The 16,252-nt window shown below is 72.6% G+C and carries 15 protein-coding genes; 1 reads left to right on the top strand and 14 read right to left on the bottom strand.

The window, feature by feature from the left end:
• Positions 1 to 29 precede the first annotated feature (29 nt).
• Positions 30 to 947, bottom strand: coding sequence for a hypothetical protein (locus OEIGOIKO_RS23060; RefSeq protein WP_125055634.1), 918 nt, complete (start codon positions 945 to 947; stop codon positions 30 to 32).
• Between the two features lie 422 nt (positions 948 to 1,369).
• Here OEIGOIKO_RS23060 and OEIGOIKO_RS23055 point away from each other — a divergent pair, with 422 nt between their 5' ends.
• A complete protein-coding gene (locus OEIGOIKO_RS23055) occupies positions 1,370 to 2,107 on the top strand; it encodes an antibiotic biosynthesis monooxygenase (protein ID WP_125055633.1) in 738 nt (245 codons plus the stop codon).
• 80 nt (positions 2,108 to 2,187) lie between these two features.
• Here the strand turns inward: OEIGOIKO_RS23055 and OEIGOIKO_RS23050 are convergent, their stop codons facing one another.
• From OEIGOIKO_RS23050 to OEIGOIKO_RS22990, 13 genes are all read right to left on the bottom strand, one after another.
• Positions 2,188 to 2,583, bottom strand: a complete 396-nt coding sequence (locus OEIGOIKO_RS23050) for a YccF domain-containing protein (RefSeq protein WP_125055632.1) — start codon at positions 2,581 to 2,583, stop codon at positions 2,188 to 2,190.
• A gap of 99 nt (positions 2,584 to 2,682) precedes the next feature.
• Positions 2,683 to 3,546: a zinc metalloprotease HtpX gene (gene htpX / locus OEIGOIKO_RS23045; protein ID WP_125055631.1), complete on the bottom strand. Its 864-nt coding sequence runs from the start codon at positions 3,544 to 3,546 to the stop codon at positions 2,683 to 2,685.
• Between the two features lie 479 nt (positions 3,547 to 4,025).
• Positions 4,026 to 5,726, bottom strand: coding sequence for an NADH-quinone oxidoreductase subunit N (locus OEIGOIKO_RS23040; protein WP_125055630.1), 1,701 nt, complete (start codon positions 5,724 to 5,726; stop codon positions 4,026 to 4,028).
• Positions 5,726 to 7,375: a complex I subunit 4 family protein gene (locus OEIGOIKO_RS23035; protein ID WP_125058883.1), complete on the bottom strand. Its 1,650-nt coding sequence runs from the start codon at positions 7,373 to 7,375 to the stop codon at positions 5,726 to 5,728. Before OEIGOIKO_RS23035 ends, OEIGOIKO_RS23040 begins: the two co-directional genes overlap by 1 nt.
• A 17-nt stretch (positions 7,376 to 7,392) precedes the next feature.
• Positions 7,393 to 9,426 carry an NADH-quinone oxidoreductase subunit 5 family protein gene (locus OEIGOIKO_RS23030; protein ID WP_125055629.1) on the bottom strand — a complete coding sequence of 678 codons (2,034 nt, stop codon included), beginning with the start codon at positions 9,424 to 9,426 and terminating at the stop codon, positions 7,393 to 7,395.
• Positions 9,423 to 9,839 carry an NADH-quinone oxidoreductase subunit NuoK gene (gene nuoK, locus OEIGOIKO_RS23025; protein ID WP_125055628.1) on the bottom strand — a complete coding sequence of 139 codons (417 nt, stop codon included), beginning with the start codon at positions 9,837 to 9,839 and terminating at the stop codon, positions 9,423 to 9,425. Before nuoK ends, OEIGOIKO_RS23030 begins: the two co-directional genes overlap by 4 nt.
• A complete protein-coding gene (locus tag OEIGOIKO_RS23020) occupies positions 9,839 to 10,459 on the bottom strand; it encodes an NADH-quinone oxidoreductase subunit J family protein (RefSeq protein WP_125055627.1) in 621 nt (206 codons plus the stop codon). Before OEIGOIKO_RS23020 ends, nuoK begins: the two co-directional genes overlap by 1 nt.
• Positions 10,456 to 11,085, bottom strand: coding sequence for a NuoI/complex I 23 kDa subunit family protein (locus tag OEIGOIKO_RS23015; protein ID WP_125055626.1), 630 nt, complete (start codon positions 11,083 to 11,085; stop codon positions 10,456 to 10,458). The genes OEIGOIKO_RS23020 and OEIGOIKO_RS23015 overlap by 4 nt, the downstream gene beginning before the upstream one ends.
• The gene (locus tag OEIGOIKO_RS23010; protein WP_125055625.1) at positions 11,085 to 12,050 is read right to left on the bottom strand and encodes a complex I subunit 1/NuoH family protein; all 966 of its coding nucleotides are present in this window, start codon (positions 12,048 to 12,050) and stop codon (positions 11,085 to 11,087) included. Before OEIGOIKO_RS23010 ends, OEIGOIKO_RS23015 begins: the two co-directional genes overlap by 1 nt.
• On the bottom strand, positions 12,047 to 13,492 hold the full coding sequence (locus tag OEIGOIKO_RS23005; RefSeq protein ID WP_246178083.1) for an NADH-quinone oxidoreductase subunit C: 1,446 nt from the start codon (positions 13,490 to 13,492) through the stop codon (positions 12,047 to 12,049). Before OEIGOIKO_RS23005 ends, OEIGOIKO_RS23010 begins: the two co-directional genes overlap by 4 nt.
• 176 nt (positions 13,493 to 13,668) lie before the next feature.
• Positions 13,669 to 14,433, bottom strand: a complete 765-nt coding sequence (locus OEIGOIKO_RS23000) for an NADH-quinone oxidoreductase subunit B (RefSeq protein ID WP_246177496.1) — start codon at positions 14,431 to 14,433, stop codon at positions 13,669 to 13,671.
• The gene (locus tag OEIGOIKO_RS22995; protein ID WP_031002969.1) at positions 14,424 to 14,825 is read right to left on the bottom strand and encodes an NADH-quinone oxidoreductase subunit A; all 402 of its coding nucleotides are present in this window, start codon (positions 14,823 to 14,825) and stop codon (positions 14,424 to 14,426) included. Before OEIGOIKO_RS22995 ends, OEIGOIKO_RS23000 begins: the two co-directional genes overlap by 10 nt.
• A gap of 250 nt (positions 14,826 to 15,075) precedes the next feature.
• A complete protein-coding gene (locus OEIGOIKO_RS22990; RefSeq protein WP_246177495.1) occupies positions 15,076 to 16,125 on the bottom strand; it encodes a nucleotide-binding protein in 1,050 nt (349 codons plus the stop codon).
• Positions 16,126 to 16,252 lie beyond the last annotated feature (127 nt).

The raw sequence follows: 16,252 nt of genomic DNA, 5'->3' as shown, positions 1-16,252 counted from the left end.
GTCTCGGCGCCGCACCCTTGTCGCGTCCTCTACGCCTTGGCCCCCGCACGCCTTCTCCATGCAGGGCCGTCTGCCCGCTGGGCGCGCTTGCGTCGGGTGAGGAAGGCCGTCACCAGCGCGAGAGCGGCGGCCAAGGCGGCCACGGCCAGCGCGCCCTTACGGGGGCGGTGGTTGTCCGAGAGGACGGACTGCTGCTGGGGCGACTGCGCGGACGACCCGGGGCCGCCTGCACCGGGCGCGGCCGTCTCGACGGGCGGATCGGTCTCCCCGGGTGGGGCGGTGCCCGTTACCTCCAGCTTTATCGGCGCCGAGTTGTTCGTGGGGTCGGTGTCCCCCCGGATGGGTTCGCGCACGGACACCTTCCCCACCGCGCCTTCGACCTGACGGTCGATCCGCACCCGCAGCGATATGTAGTTCGGCTCGTTGCTGCAGTAGAGCTGCCCGTCCAGGTCGTCCCGTCCGCAGGTGTACTGCTCGGACGGGGTCCCCTCCCGCTCCTCCCTGGAGAGCGGGGCGAACGACGTCCCTGGTGGCAGGTCCACGCGCACCTTGCCACCCCCGCTGCCGGCATCCTCCATCGCCACGGAGACGTACTCCCCGACCCGGCCACGGAGCGTGATGCCTTTGACCGACCAGTCGGCCCGCGCCCGGGAGGGCGGGGCGAAACGCAGTTCGCCGCCCCCCTTCAGCGAGTCGGCGGCGACCGGCACGAGACCGAGTGCGGGCCCCGAACCGCGCTCGTCCATTTTCTTGTAGTCCCTGACGCCCGGGGGCGGATCGTCCAGCGGCCACACGGAGTACCTGTACGACCCCTCGACCCTGTTGAAGCCGCTGGTGACCCACGGGAGGGGCTCGGCGGTCTCGTACGCCGCCCCCACGGGCACGGCGCCTGGAAACTCGCAGAAGACCATCCTGTCGACCATGTAGTAGCAGTTGTCATGTGTCATGACGCCGGGGTTGCGGGAAAAGCTCACGCCTTCGAGGTCCACGCGCAGCACCACACCCCGGGACGCCGCGGCGGTCCCGGTGTTCCCGAAAGCGGGAGTGAGGCGAGGGACGTCCTTCAAGGCCCCCGAGGGGCCGTACGGGAGGTCGCCCTCGGGAAGGACGTGCGGCGCGTGGGAACGGAGCGTGAAGGACGGCTCCGCGGCCTCCTGTCGCGCCCCGCTCGAACCGCCGGATCCTGGCCCTAGCAGCACCAGCGCGACGACGGCCGTCAGAAATGCCGTGACCCATCTGCCGGTTCGCACCATGACTGCTGATCGCCCCCGTATGCCTGATCACCCCGAAGGACACAGCCTCACACACTGTCCGGCTGTCGCGAGCAGGCACTTGACCTCAAGTTTGGTCGAGGTCGGAGGCTGTTCGCATGACTTCGGAAACGGAAACCCGGCAGGCCTCGCATGCCCACCACACCGCACCGGGCGGCTTCCCGGCCCCGGACGGATTCCGGGCGGACACCCTGCCCGGCATCCGGCGGGCCGGCGTCGACGCCGTGCTGATCAGCGAATGGGACGCGGAGACCCCCGAGCGGCAGCAGGCCATGGCCGAGGGCGCCGCGCGGGCGCTGCGGGCGGCTCCGCTGCCGGACGGCCTGGTCTCGCAGGTCTACCTCACCGGTACGGACGGCCGGACCGTACTCGGCTTCGGGCAGTGGGCGGACGGGGAGGACGGACACGCAGGGGCCTCCCAGCCGGCCGTCGAGGCGGGCGGGGCGCGGCGCTACCGCTACTACCGCAGCCTGCTGCCGCAGGGCGAACAGCCGGAGCCGGGCTGCGTGGTGGCCGTCTCCTTCGAGACGACGGGCCACGAGGCCGCGCGGCAGCTCGTCGACGGCCTGCTGGACCTGCTGGGCGAGGTGCAGCCGGGGTCGGCCGAGACCTCGCGGACCGGGTCCGGCGGGATCTCCTCGAACTTCCACATCAGCGAGGACGGCACCCGGGTCTTCAACTACAGCGAGTGGACGGACGAGGCCGCGCACCAGCGGACGGTCGAGACGTCGCTCCAGCAAGGCGGCGCGGTGATGAACCTCATCGCGAGCATTCCGGGCGTCACCCCGCTCGGTTTCAAGCGGTACGTGACGCCTCGGGGGCTCGTACGTACGTGACGCCTCAAGGGCTCGGGCGGCGGTCGGCGGGCCGGGCCGGGGCCCCGGGCCTGCGGGGCGTGCGGTAAGGCGCCGTCGGCTCAGTAACGCCCGGCGAAGGGCTGGTCCGTCGGGACGATCTCGCGGCCGAGCGGGAGCAGGGAGATCGGGATCATCTTGAAGTTGGCGATGCCGAACGGGATGCCGATGATCGTCACGCACTGCAGGGCGCCCGTGACGATGTGTCCCAGCGCCAGCCACCAGCCCGCGAAGACGACCCAGATGACGTTGCCGACGACCGAGCCGGCGCCCGCGTCGCGCCGCTCCACCGTCGTCCGGCCGAAGGGCCACAGCGCGTAGCCCGCGATGCGGAACGAGGCGACGCCGAAGGGGATCGTGACGATCAGGACGCAGCAGATGATGCCTGCGATGACATAACCGATGGCCATCCACAAGCCGCTCAGAATCAGCCAGATGACGTTGAGGACGAGCTTCATGGTCGGCAGCCTTCCGTGCACCCGTGTGGTGCGGTGGTGGTGTCTTTCCTCCAGGGAGACGCAGCGGCGGTCGGAAACAGTTGCGGCCGGGGGCCGATGTCAGGACTGACGGCCCGCCATCTGTTCGAGGCGGGTGATGCGCTCGCGCATCGGCGGGTGGGTCGAGAAGAGCTTGGTCAGGCCGTCACCGGGCCGGAACGGGTTGGCGATCATCATGTGGCTGGCCGTCTCCAGCCGTGGTTCGGCCGGCAGCGGGAGCTGCTGGGTGCCCGCCTCCAGCTTGCGGAGCGCGGAGGCCAGGGCGAGCGGGTCGCCGGTGAGCTGGGCGCCGGAGGCGTCGGCCTGGTACTCGCGGGAGCGGCTGACGGCCAGTTGGATCAGGGAGGCCGCCACCGGTCCGAGGATCATGATCAGGAGCATCCCCAGGATGCCGGGGCCCTCGTCGTCGTCGGAGCGGCCTATGGGAATCAGCCAGGCGAAGTTGACCAGGAACATCACCACCGAGGCCAGGGCTCCGGCCACGGACGAGATGAGGATGTCGCGGTTGTAGACGTGGCTGAGTTCGTGGCCGATGACGCCGCGCAGCTCGCGTTCGTCCAGGAGGTGCAGGATGCCTTCCGTGCAGCAGACGGCGGCGTTGCGCGGGTTGCGGCCGGTGGCGAAGGCGTTGGGGGCCTGGGTCGGGGAGATGTAGAGGCGGGGCATGGGCTGGCGCGCGGCCGTGGAGAGCTCGCGGACCATGCGGTAGAGCTGCGGGGCCTGGAACTCGCTCACCGGGCGTGCGCGCATCGCCCGCAGAGCGAGTTTGTCGCTGTTCCAGTACGCGTAGGCGTTGGTTCCCAGGGCCACGAGGACCGCGATGATCAGGCCCGTACGGCCGAAAAGTCCGCCGATGACGATGATGAGTGCGGACAGTCCCCCGAGGAGTACGGCGGTCTTGAGCCCGTTGTGCCTGCGGTGCACGGTACGCCCTCCAGGTGGTGCGGCAGGGGAACCCTTTGCTGACGTTTCCTCCACTTTTCAGTGGACCCTTTCTGTCTGGTCAACGCCAGATGAGGGGCGCTAGTTCCCTTGTGCATGCGAGGACGGCGTACGGCCGTGCGAGTGAGCCCGCGCACGGGTGCGTGTCGCGCGCCCGTGCGGGGGTGATCGCGGGCGGACGCATTCCGGCCAGAAGACGGGCGGGGAGCCGTGCCGGAGTGGCCGAAGATCGCGGGCGGCGGGCGGCCGGAGGGAAGGAAAGCGGTCGGCGGGCGGGAGGCGCAGCGGTCGGCCGACAGCCGACCGCGGTCAGGACCGGGCAACGCTCAGGACCGGGCAACGCTCAGGACGGGCAACGCTCAGGACCGGGCGACGGCCAGGCTCGGTCCGTGAACAGGCTCGGTCCGTGAACAGGCCAGGACCGCGATCGGAGAGACGCCGGGTACGCCCGCGCGGCGCGCTCAGAGGAGCGCGCCGGAGGCGAACCGGAGGACGAGCTGCGGCGCGCCGGACAGGACGATGCCGAGGACGGCGGCGAGGGCGATCGCGGCGGCCAGCGGCGCCGGAACCTTCGCCTTGGGAAGCCCGGCCGGTCCGGCTGCCTCGGGAGCCCTCGTACGGGCCCCCTCGGGCCCTTCGCCGCCCGCTCCGGGCCCGCGGCCCGGCTCGGAACCGGCCTCGGCACCGGAACCAGAACCGGCACCGGCACCGGCACCGGCACCCACCTTCACCCGCGCCCCAGCCGCAGCCTCCGCCGCGACCGCCTCCTCCGCGTCAGCCGTCTCCCCCGCCGTACGGAAGAGCACCGCCGTCCACTGGAGGTAGTAGTAGAGCGCGACGACCACATTGACGGCCATGACGACGGCGAGCCATGCCAGGCCGGCGTCCACCGCCGCCGAGAAGACCGTGACCTTGGCGAACAGGCCGATGATGCCGGGCGGCAGGCCCGCGAGGCAGAGCAGGAAGAAGCCGAGGGCGAGCGCGGCCAGTGGACGGCGCGAGACGAGGCCGCGGTAGTCGCTGATGCGGTTGGCGGGGCTCGTACGGGCCACCAGGGCGGCGACCCCGAAGGCGCCGAGGTTCACGGCCGCGTACATCAGGGCGTACGCGACGGTCGCGCCGATGGCGTGCGCCGCGTCGTCGGCGTACCCGGCGGCGGCGATCGGCACCAGGAGGTAGCCCGCCTGCCCCACCGAGGACCAGGCGAGCAGGCGTACCGCGCTGTGCGCGCGCTCCGGGGCCTGGCGCAGCGCGGCCACATTGCCGACGGTCATGGTGAGGGCGGCCAGGACGGCGACGGCCGGGCCCCAGACGTCCGCGTACGAGGGGAAGCCCTCGACCGTGACCAGGATGAGGCCCGAGAAGCCGACGGCCTTGCCGATGACGGAGAGGTAGGCGGCGATCGGCAGCGGCGCGCCCACGTAGGTGTCGGGCACCCAGAAGTGGAACGGCACGGCGGCGGTCTTGAAGGCGAAGCCGACGAGGGTCAGGGCGACGCCCGCCGTGGCCAGGGTGGCCAGCTGCGGGTCGGGCAGGTCCGTGAGGGCGGTGGCGACGCGGGACAGGTGCAGGCTGCCGGTCGCCGCGTAGACGAAGCTGACGCCCAGGAGCATGACCGCGGTGGCCGCCACCGAGGACAGGAAGAACTTCAGGGCCGCCTCCGAGGAGAGGCGGTCCGCGCGCCGGAGCCCCACGAGGGCGAAGGCGGGCAGTGAGGCCACTTCGAGGGCGATGACGAGGGTCGCCAGGTCCCGGGAGGCGGGCAGCAGGGCCGCGCCCGCCGCGGAGGACAGCAGCAAGAACCAGAACTCGCCCGCGGGCAGCCGGTGGTCCTCGACGGCGGTGACCGACAGCAGGGCGGTGAGCAGCGCGCCGGCCAGCACCAGGAACTGGATGACGACGGCGAAGTGGTCGGCGGCGTAGCTGCACACGCCCGGGTCCGTAGTCAGGCAGAAGGTACGGCGGTCGCCCGCCACCAGGGGGACGAGCGAGAGCGCGGCCAGGGCGAGACCGCCGATCGCGCACCATCCGAGGAGCGGCTTGCGGTGCCGCGGGACGAAGAGGTCGGCGACCAGGACGGCCAGGGCGACGACGGCGGTGACGGTGGGCGGTGCGACGGCGACCCAGTCGACGGACTGGACCAGGGAGGACACGGAACTCATCACTTACCGCCTCCGAGGAGCTGCTGGACGGCCGGGTCGGTGAGGCCGAGGAGGGCCGCGGGCCACAGGCCGGCGAGGACGGTGAGCACGGCGAGGGGGGACCAGGCCGCGTATTCGTAGCGGGCCAGGTCCGGGATGGCGGGGGCGGTACGGGTGGCACCGGCGGCGGTACGGGTGGCGGTACGGGTGGCGCCGGACTCCTCGGAGCCCGCCGTCCCGAGGCCTTCGGCCCCGCCGTCTTCCGCCGGCTCCTTGCCCCCCATGCACACCCGCCGTACGACGATCAGCAGGTACGCGGCGGTGAGGAGCGTGCCGAGGCCGGCCAGGGCCATGAAGGTGAGGAACGCGGGGCGGCTGAGGCCGGCGGCGGGCTCGAACGCGCCGAACATGGCCAGCATCTCGCCCCAGAACCCGGCGAGCCCGGGCAGGCCGAGGGAGGCGATGGCGCCGAACGCCAGCAGGCCGCCGAAGCGCGGTGCGCGCCCGTAGAGGGCGGCGCCGGTGCGGCCCGCGAGCTGGTCCAGGTCGGTGGTGCCGTACCGGTCCTTGAGGGCGCCGACCAGGAAGAAGAGGAGGCCGGTGATCAGGCCGTGCGCGATGTTGGCGAACAGCGCGCCGTTGACGCCGGTCGGTGTCATGGTCGCGATGCCGAGCAGGACGAAGCCCATGTGGCCGACGGAGCTGTACGCGATCAGGCGCTTGAGGTCGCCCTTGGCGCCGCGCCGGGCGAGCGCCAGGCACGCGAGCGAGCCGTAGACGATGCCGACGGCGGCGAAGGCGGCGAGGTACGGGGCGAAGGTGTGCATGCCGTCCGGCGCGATGGGCAGCGCGATGCGGACGAAGCCGTACGTGCCCATCTTCAGCAGGACGCCGGCCAGGAGCACCGAGCCGACGGTGGGGGCGGCGGTGTGGGCGTCGGGCAGCCAGCTGTGCAGGGGCCACATCGGAGCCTTGACGGCCAGTCCGATGCCGATCGCGAGCACCGCGAGGAGCTGGACGGTGTGGCTGAGCTGGGAGTTCGGGCCGTTGTCAGTGGCGAGTGCCACCATGTCGAACGTGCCGGACTTCAGGCCGACGAGGAGGAGGCCCAGCAGCATCACGACCGAGCCGAGGAGGGTGTAGAGGATGAACTTCCACGCCGCGTACGTCCTTTGAGCACCGCCCCAGCGGGCGATCAGGAAGTACATCGGGATGAGGACCATCTCGAAGGCGAGGAAGAACAGCACGAGGTCCAGGACGGCGAAGGTGGCGAGGGTGCCGGCCTCCAGGACCAGGAGCAGGGCCACGAATGCCTTGGGGGACGGGCCCACGGGCAGGTGGAAGTAGCTGTAGAGCGCGCAGAGGAAGGTCAGCAGCGCGGTCAGGACGAGGAGGGGGAGCGAGATGCCGTCGATGCCGAGATGGATCCGGATGCCGAGCGCCTGGATCCAGCTGATGTCGGTGGTGGCCTGCATCCGGGCCGGGTGGTCGTGGTCGAAGCCGACGGCCAGCGCGACGGCCGCGGCCAGGACGACACCGGTGACGGTCACGCCGTGGCGCAGTACGGCCTGGCCGGGGTCGCGGCCCTTGAGGCCGGGCGGGGCCGGGAGCAGGGCGGCGACCGCGCCCAGCAGGGGGAGGACGACGACGGCCGCGAGGAGAAGCTGCATAGCGGTGTGATTCACGGTCAGGCTCCCGTGCCCGTAGCGACGAGGACGACGGCGACGGCCAGGACGAGCGAGCCCGCGAGCAGCGCGCCCAGGTAGGTCTGCACATTGCCGGTCTGGGCGCGGCGGACGGCGGCTCCCAGCCAGCGGGAGGCGGTGCCCGCGCCGTGGACGTACGTGTCGACGACCTCGCGGTCGAGGAAGCGCACGAGCCGGGCGGCGGCCCGCACCGGCCGGACGAACAGGGCGGTGTAGACGGCGTCGAAGTGGAAGCCGACGGCGGCGGGGCGGTGCAGCGGTCCCAGGAGGAGCCGGCCGGGGTCTGCGGGGTCCGGGGCGCCGGCGTTGTCGCCGTAGGCCGCGGCGTGGGTGGCGATGGCGCGCTCCTCGGAGTCCGCGGGGGCGGCGTCCGGGTCCACGGCGACCGCGCCGAGCGGGACGCGCGCCGCCAGAGCGGTGGTGTGCCGCCAGGCACCGTAGGTGATCAGGGCGCCGACGAGGGCGACGCCGGTGCCCAGGACGGAGGTGGTCAGGGTCGGGGTCAGCGAGCGGCCGTCGAACCAGTCGGGCAGGACGGGGGTGGTGAGGCCCAGCGCGAGGGTGGGGACGAACAGCACCCACAGCACGGCGTTCATGACGACCGGCTGCTTGCCGTGGTCGGGGGCGGGTTCCGGTCCCTTGCCGTGGAAGGCCAGCAGCCACAGCCGGGTCGCGTACCCGGCGGTGAGGAGGGCGGTGAGCAGGCCGGCGATCAGGACGGTCCAGCCGGCCGCCGTGGGGACGGCGGCGAGCGTGCCGGAGGCCGTCGCGTGGCCGGTGGCGGCGTGTTCGGCGGCGCCCAGGACGGCTTCCTTGGAGAAGAAGCCGGCGAACGGGGGGATGGCGGCCAGGGCGAGCAGCGCGACCGTCATCGTCCAGTAGGCGTCGGGGATGCGCCGGGCCAGGCCGCGCATCCGTGACATGGCGGCCAGCGAGTTGGTGCCGGCGGCGTGGATGACCACACCGGCGGCGAGGAAGAGCAGGGCCTTGAACGCGCCGTGCGACAGGAGGTGGAAGACGGCGGCGCCGCGGTCGCCGACGGCCAGGGCGCCGGTCATGTAGCCGAGCTGGCCGACCGTCGAATAGGCCAGGACGCGTTTGATGTCGTCCTGCGCCAGGGCGGCGAGGCCGGAGCCGACCATGGTGGCCGCGGCCATGACGGCGAGCACGACCATCGCGGTGGCGGACGCCGCGAAGACGGGGAGGAGACGGGCGACGAAGTAGACACCGGCGGCGACCATGGTGGCCGCGTGGATGAGGGCCGAGACCGGGGTCGGGCCGGCCATCGCGTCGGGCAGCCAGGTGTGCAGCGGGAACTGCGCCGACTTGCCCGCGACACCGGCCAGGAGCAGCAGCGCGATGAGCGTGGGGTGGTCCAGGCCGCCGACGGCCACGGTCTTGAGGATGCCGGTGATGCGGAACGTACCGGCGTCGGCGGCGAGCGCGAAGATGCCGAAGAGGAAGGGGACGTCGCCCAGCTTGGTGACGAGGAACGCTTTGAGGGAGGCGGAGCGGGCGGCTTCGGTCTCCCAGTAGTGGCCGACCAGGAAGTACGAGCAGATGCCCATGATCTCCCAGCCCACCAGCAGCACCATCAGGTCGCCGGAGTAGACGACCAGCAGCATCGCGGCGGTGAAGAGGGAGACCAGGGCGGCGTAGGAGGGGTAGCGCGGGTCGTCGCGCAGGTAGCCGGTCGAGTAGAGCTGCACGCAGCAGGCGACGACGGCCACGAGGACGGCGACGAGGGCGGCGAAGCCGTCGATGTGCAGGGCGAGGTCGATGGGGACGGAGCCGGTCGGGGTGAGCCGGGTCGCGGCGTCCACCGGGGTCTTCCCGGCACCGGCGCCGCCGCCCTGGGAGACGGCCACGACGACGGCCAGGGCGGCCGCGGCGACGGTCGGCAGGATGGCCAGCGGGCGCACGAAGCCGGGCGCCCGGCGGCCGAGGAGGAGGCCCGCGAGGGCGCCGAGGAAGGGAAGGAGGGGTACGAGTACGGCGGTGGTCGTGGTCGTCACGCGGCGGCCTCCGCCCGGTGGTCCGGCCGCGGCCGGCCGGCGACACCGTCCGCGCCGCCGGTGGTGTCGTCGTTCGGGTCGCTGCTGTCCGGGTCGCTGCCGTCCGGGCGCTCGGCGAGGTCCCGGAGGCGGTCCACGTCGGAGCTGCCGCGGTTGCGGTGGACGAGCAGGACGATCGCCAGGCCGATGCCGATCTCGGCGGCGGCCACGGCGATGGTGAAGAGGGTGAGCGCCTGGCCGGCGTGCAGCTTGTCGCGCAGCCAGACGTCGAACGCCACCAGGTTCAGGTTGACGGCGTTGAGCATCAGCTCGACCGACATCAGGACGAGGATCGCGTTGCGGCGGGCGAGGACGCCGTACAGGCCGACGCAGAACAGGAGGACGGCGAGGACGGCGGGGTAGGCGAGATGCATCAGCCTCGGTCCTCTCGGGTGCGTGCGGGGTCGCGGGGTCGCGCGCGGTCGGCGGTCCGCGTCCGGTCTCCGGTCTGTCCCCGGTCGTCGTTCTTGCGGGAGAGGACGATCGCGCCGACGAGGGCGGCGAGGAGGAGGACGGAGAGCGCTTCGAACGGCAGCACCCAGTACTGGAACAGGCTGCGCCCGGAGGCTTCGGTGGAGCCCTGGACCGCGCCGTCCAGGTCGATCCAGGTCGTACGGAACGCGTCCACGACGACCCAGACCAGAGCGGCGGCGGAGGCGGCGGCCACGGTGATCGCGGCCCAGCGATTGCCCGAGTCGGCGTTCTCGGAGCGGCCGATGGGCGCCTTGGTGAGCATCAGTCCGAACAGGAGGAGCACGACGACGGACCCGACATAGATCAGGACCTGCACCCAGGCGACGAACTCCGCGGTCAGCAGCAGGTACTCCACGGCGATACCGCCGAGGGCGACCACCAGCCACAGGGCGGCGTGCACCAGCTGCTTGGTGGTGACGGTGACCACGGCCGCGCCGAGGGTGACGAGACCGACCAGGAGGAAGGCGATCTCGACCCCGGTCGGGGAGAGGAAACCGTGGCTTGCGGCGGCGAGCGTCACGCTTCCCCCTCCTGTTCCTGGGCGGTGTTCCGGGCTGCTTCCTCGGCCGCCTGCTGCGCGGCCTGCCGTTCGGCCGCTTCCTGCGCGGCGAGCTTGTCGGCGGCCTTGCGGGACGCGGCGATTTCCTTGGGCTCCTCGGCAGCGGGGTCGAGGGCGGGCGGCTCCGGGACCGTCCACATCCATTCGCGGAGTTTGTCCCGCTCGTGGGTGAGGTTGTGGATGTCGGTCTCGGCGTACTCGAACTCCGGCGACCAGAACAGCGCGTCGAATGGACAGACTTCGATGCAGATACCGCAGTACATGCAGAGGGAGAAGTCGATGGCGAAGCGGTCCAGGACGTTACGGCTGCGCTCGCGGCCGCCGGGTGCGGCGGGCGGCACCGTCTCCTTGTGGGAGTCGATGTAGATGCACCAGTCCGGGCATTCGCGCGCGCACAGCATGCAGACCGTGCAGTTCTCCTCGAACAGTCCGATCACACCTCGGGTGCGCGGGGCCAGTTCGGGCTGGACCTCCGGGTACTGCTCGGTGACCGAACGCTTCGTCATCGTACGGAGGGTCACGGCCAAGCCCTTCGCGAGGCCGCTGCCGGGCCAGCCGGACTTCTTCTCCGGATTCTCCGGGGCCATTACGAGATCACCACCTTGACGACGCCGGTGAGGGCGATCTGGGCGAGGGCCAGCGGGATCAGCACCGTCCAGGCCAGCTTCTGCAGCTGGTCCTCACGCAGCCGCGGGTAGCTGACGCGCAGCCAGATCACGCCGAAGGCGAGGACCGCGGTCTTCAGCAGCGTCCACAGCCAGCCGAGCCCGTCGGCGCCGAACGGTCCGTGCCAGCCGCCGAGGAAGAGCACGGAGGTCAGGGCGCACAGGACGAGGATGCCCGCGTACTCGGCAAGCAGGAACAGCGCGAAGCGCAGCCCGGTGTACTCGGTGTACGCGCCGAAGATGATCTCGGAGTCGGCGACCGGCATGTCGAACGGCGGCCGCTGGAGCTCGGCCAGCCCCGCCGTGAAGAAGACCAGGCCGCCGACGATCTGCCAGGGCACCCACCACCAGTGGAAGGCGTCCAGGATGCCGGGCAGCGAGAGCGTTCCGGCGGCCATCGCGACGGACGCCGCGGCGAGCAGCATCGGCAGCTCGTACGCGAGCAGCTGGGCGGCCGTACGCAATCCGCCGAGCAGCGAGAACTTGTTGGCCGACGCCCAGCCCGCCATCAGCGAGCCCAGGACGCCGACACCCATCACGGCGAGGACGAAGAAGATGCCCGCGTCCAGCGACTGCCCGACCGCGTTGTCCGGGCCGAGCGGGATGGCGATCAGCACCAGCAGGTACGGCAGCAGCGCGACAGCGGGTGCGAGCTGGAAGATCCGCCGGTCGGCACCGGCCGGGACGACGTCCTCCTTCTGCGCGAACTTCACCCCGTCGGCGACCAGCTGCGCCCAGCCGTGGAAGCCACCCGCGTACATGGGCCCGAGGCGGCCCTGCATATGGGCCATGACCTTGTGCTCGGTCTGGCCGATGACCAGCGGGAAGACCAGGAAGGCGACGAAGACGGCGATCAGGCGCAGGGCGATGTCGAGGGCGTCGCTCATGGTCTGGTCCCGCCTTCTTCCGCTGCGTCGATGGGGCCGGTGCCGGTGCCGGTGCCGTCACCAGGGGTGGTGGCGGGGGGCTCGGGTTTGTCGTCGGCTGCGGGTTTTTCTTCGGGGGTGGGGGTGGGGGTGGGAGCGGCTTCGGGGGTGGGGGAGGCTTCGGGGGTGGGTGCTGTGCCCGGGGCGGGTGCAGCTTCCGGGGTGGGTGCTGTGCCCGGGGCGGGTGCAGCTTCCGGGGTGGGTGCTGTGCCCGGGGCGGGTGCAGCTTCCGGGGTGGGTGCGGCACCGGATTTGGGCGCGGCCTCAGGGGCGGGTGCAGCATCCGGGGCGGGCGCGGCTTCGGATTCGGGCGCGGCCTCAGGGGTGGATGCGGCACCGGATTCGGGCGCACGCTTTTCGCCGGTCTCCGGCTCGTCCTCGAACGCGGGGCGGGCGTGGTGCCACGGGGCGTCCGAGGAGCCGGTGGCGGCGGACGCCCGGCCGGATGCCTTGCCGGTCGCCGGGCCGGATGTCTCGTCGGACGCCTTGTCTGATGCCTTGTCGGACGGCTGCCCGGCCTGCGGGGCGGCCGGCTGCTGGCTGGCCGAGCCCTGGCTGGCGCTGCGCGTCCGGCGGGCAGGGCGTTCCGGCCGGGCGGCCGGGGCCGAACCCGAGGTCGAAGTCGGGGCCGGGGCCGAAGCCGGAGCGGCGGGCGGGGACGTGGCGGAGGCCCCCGCGTCCGTGCCCGGTGTCTGTGCGCTGTCCGCGGCGCTCTGCTGGCTCGCCGAGCCGGCGCTCGCCGTACGCGTACGGCGAGCAGGCCGCTCCCCCGCCGCTCCGGCAGCCGCACGGGCCCCACCGGCCGCACGCGCACCACGCGCGGGCCTGGCCGGAGCAGGCGGCAGCTGGCCCTTCAGCGGCCCCCACTCGTTCGGGTCGGGCACACCGGGCGGCAGCATCTGGCGGCGCTTGGGCCCGCCGTGCTCGGACTCGCCCGGCTCCTTCGCGCCCGGCCACGCCTTGGCGACCCGCGCGGCGAGCACGAAGTCCTTGCGCAGCGGGTGGCCCTCGAAGTTCTCGGGGAGCAGCAAGGGCTCCAGGTACGGGTGGCCGGTGAAGTCCACGCCGAACATCTCGTGCGTCTCCCGCTCGTGCCAGCCCGCGCCCGCGTACACCTCGGTGGCGGTCGGCAGTACGGCCGCCTCGTGCGGGACGGTGGTGCGCAGCACCAGGCGCCGTACGCGGCCGGGCCGGGCGATGTCGGCCAGGTGGGCGCAGACGCGGAAGCCGGTGCCGGGCTCGTCGACGGCGCTCAGCCAGTCGAAGTAGCTGCACCCGAGGTCGTCGCGGGCGGCGGTGAGCGCCGGGATCCAGGCGTCGGCGGGTACGTCGACGGTCAGCAGGTCGTACGCCTCGTCGGCGGTCGCGCCGGGGCCGAAGAGGTCGGCGGCGAAACCGGGCAGCCACCCGACGGGCGGCGCGGGCGGCGCCTCGGCCTGCTCAGAGGACTCGGTGGTCCCGGTGGTCCCGGTGGTCCCGATGGACCCGGTGGACCCGGTCGGCTCGGACGACGCCCCGGCGGCTCCGGCCGCGTCGGCGGGCGTCCCCTCGGCCGGCGGGACCGGAGGCTGTTCGTCGCTCACTGGTCCCCCGCTCCCTTCGGCTTCCCGCCGCCGGTGTCGGCTTCGTCTCCGGACGCCTTGCCCTCGGACCCCGCCGCGGCCTCGGACCCCGCCTCGGCCGGTGTCCCCGCCTCGGCCGGCGACCCCGGCGCAGGCGGCGTCACCAGCCCGCTGCGCAACGCGGCAGCCGACGGCCCGTTCGCCGCGGCGCCGCTGCCCGCGGCCCCGTACCGCTCGCCCAGCGACTCGCGGGCGATCTTCTCCTGGAGCTTGAGAATCCCCTGGAGCAGCGCCTCGGGACGGGGCGGGCACCCCGGTACGTACACGTCAACGGGAATGATCTGGTCGACACCCTTGGTGACCGCGTACGAGTCCCAGTAGGGCCCCCCGCAGTTCGAGCAGGCGCCGAAGGAGATGACGTACTTCGGCTCCGGCATCTGCTCGTACAGCCGCTTGACCGCGGGCGCCATCTTGTCCGTCACCGTGCCGGAGACGATCATGAGGTCCGCCTGCCGGGGCCCCGGCGCGAACGGGATCACGCCCAGCCGGATGAAGTCGTGCCGCGCCATCGACGCGGCGATGAACTCGATCGCGCAGCAGGCCAGCCCGAAGTTGAAGACCCACAGGCTGTAGCGGCGGCCCCAGTTCAGAACCACCTTCATGGGTTCGGGAGCCAGCCGGGCGAGCGGGCCCAGCCGGCGTCGTTCGACGGTGCCGCCGGCGGACACGACGGGCAGTTCGGTGCCCGTCGCGGTGGCCGGCCTCGCGTTCGTCACGTCCATTCCAGGACGCCCTTCTTCCATGCGTAGAGCAGGCCGACGGCGAGGAAGCCGAGGAAGATGAACATCTCCACCAGCGTGACGCCGCCGAAACCGGGGGCGGCGAAGACCGTCGCCCAGGGGAACAGGAAGATCGAGTCGACGGCGAAGATCACGTAGAGGAAGGCGTAGACGTAGTAGCGGACCTGGGTGTGTGCCCAGCCCTCGCCCACCGGGTCCACGCCGCATTCGTAGGTGAGCAGTTTCTCCGGGGTGGGCACCACGGGCCGCAGCAGCCGCCCGGCACCGAAGGCCACGGCCACGAAGAGCACACCGATCACGGCGATGAGCCCGACGACCGAGTACCCCTGGAAATAGTCCGCGGCAAGGCTGGTGCGTACGGTCGCGTCCGGCACGTCCGCCCTCGCTCCCTGACTGCTCTTGTTCAACGACTTCGACGATCTGTACGCACGGGAGTCTAGGCCCTGGCCCGCCCCAGGTGAGCAGTCGCGTCACCTGGCGGGCAGCTATGGCCCGACTTCGCCCCACCTGGCCCCTGCGCCGAGGGCCCCTCACAGGTCCCCGTGGCACCGCGCACGTCCTCCGTGGCACCGCGCATCTCCCCCGTGGCACCGCGCACGTCCCCGTGGCACCGCGCGCGGCGGCTCAGCCTTCGCGCGCGCCGTCGCGCTGCCTGCCGCCCGGCCCGCGCGAGACCGCCCGGTCCATCACCTCGGCGGCCAGCCGCGCCGCCGCCTCCCGCGTCCGCTCGCCCAGCAGCTCCGTACGGACGGCACCGCCGCCGGCCAGATGCCGGTCGTACGGCAGCGGTAGCACCGCCGCGCCGCCCGCCCCCAGGTGCTCGACGGCCTTGCGTACGTCGATGCCCCCGTCGGGCGACGTGTGGTTGAGCACGACGACGGCGGTCGGCAGCAGCCCGCGGTGCACCCCGCCCATCCACTCCAGTACGGACTTGGTCGCCCGTACGCCCTCCACGGTCGCCGGCGTCACCAGGACGCGCGCCTGGGTGGTGACCAGCGCGGTACGCGCCACCTCGGCCGGCAGCGTCTCGCAGTCCACGACCGTGGTCGCGAAGTGGCGGCGCAGGGAGGTCATGACGATGCGGTACGTGTCGAGGTCCAGCCGCGCACCGATCGAGCCCTGACTGCCGGGCAGCAGCCAGCCGCCGCCCGTGAACGGCAGGAGGTAACCGGTCAGGTCGGTGATCAGCATGGACGGGTCGACGATCTGCGCCAGATCGGTGCCGGACCAGCGCACCTCCCGCACGCCCAGCCGGTGCGGCAGCGTGCCCAACGCCGGGTCGGCCTCCACCGCGAGCACCGGGTCCGAGCGGTAGTGCGCGTACGTGAGGGCCAGCAGCGCGGCGACCGTGGACTTGCCCGCACCGCCGCGGATGCTGGAGACGGCCAGCTGGCGTCCGGTGGTCACGGGCTGCTGGATGGCGTGCGCGGCGCGCGTGACGGCCTCGGTCTCGGCCGCCGCCGAGGAGGCGAACACCCGCCGCAGCGCCCGCCCGGCCCTACGGGCGACGGTCTCGCCGTGCCGGGGCTTGGCCTGCACACCGTCGAGCTCGGGCGGGAGGACGGGGACGGAGACCGGGGTGGGGGTGGTGGCGAGGGCCGAGGTGGGGGCCGTGGTGAGGGCGGAGGTGGGGGCCGAGGAGGAGTGATGCGGCTGATGTATTTGCGGCTGCACACCTGAGGCAGGGGCGGCCGGACCGACCGGGCCGGCCGGTATGACGGGTGCCGGCGCGGGTACAGGCGCGGGCGCGGCCCCAGCCCCGGGCGCGGCGCCAACCCCGGGCAACGGCGCGACCACCGGT

The sequence above is a fragment of the Streptomyces paromomycinus genome, from assembly GCF_003865155.1.
In the GTDB taxonomy this organism is placed as follows: domain Bacteria; phylum Actinomycetota; class Actinomycetes; order Streptomycetales; family Streptomycetaceae; genus Streptomyces; species Streptomyces chrestomyceticus.
Note: the sequence above shows the minus strand (reverse complement) of the source record. Positions and strands in the feature narration are given on the sequence as shown.

Coding starts and splice junctions, on each gene's coding strand:
- OEIGOIKO_RS23060 (WP_125055634.1), bottom strand. CDS start 947: ATGACACATGACAACTGCTACTACATGGTCGACAGGATGGTCTTCTGC.
- OEIGOIKO_RS23055 (WP_125055633.1), top strand. CDS start 1,370: ATGACTTCGGAAACGGAAACCCGGCAGGCCTCGCATGCCCACCACACC.
- OEIGOIKO_RS23050 (WP_125055632.1), bottom strand. CDS start 2,583: ATGAAGCTCGTCCTCAACGTCATCTGGCTGATTCTGAGCGGCTTGTGG.
- OEIGOIKO_RS23040 (WP_125055630.1), bottom strand. CDS start 5,726: ATGAGTTCCGTGTCCTCCCTGGTCCAGTCCGTCGACTGGGTCGCCGTC.
- OEIGOIKO_RS23035 (WP_125058883.1), bottom strand. CDS start 7,375: ATGCAGCTTCTCCTCGCGGCCGTCGTCGTCCTCCCCCTGCTGGGCGCG.
- nuoK (WP_125055628.1), bottom strand. CDS start 9,839: ATGCATCTCGCCTACCCCGCCGTCCTCGCCGTCCTCCTGTTCTGCGTC.
- OEIGOIKO_RS23015 (WP_125055626.1), bottom strand. CDS start 11,085: ATGGCCCCGGAGAATCCGGAGAAGAAGTCCGGCTGGCCCGGCAGCGGC.
- OEIGOIKO_RS23010 (WP_125055625.1), bottom strand. CDS start 12,050: ATGAGCGACGCCCTCGACATCGCCCTGCGCCTGATCGCCGTCTTCGTC.
- OEIGOIKO_RS23000 (WP_246177496.1), bottom strand. CDS start 14,433: ATGGACGTGACGAACGCGAGGCCGGCCACCGCGACGGGCACCGAACTG.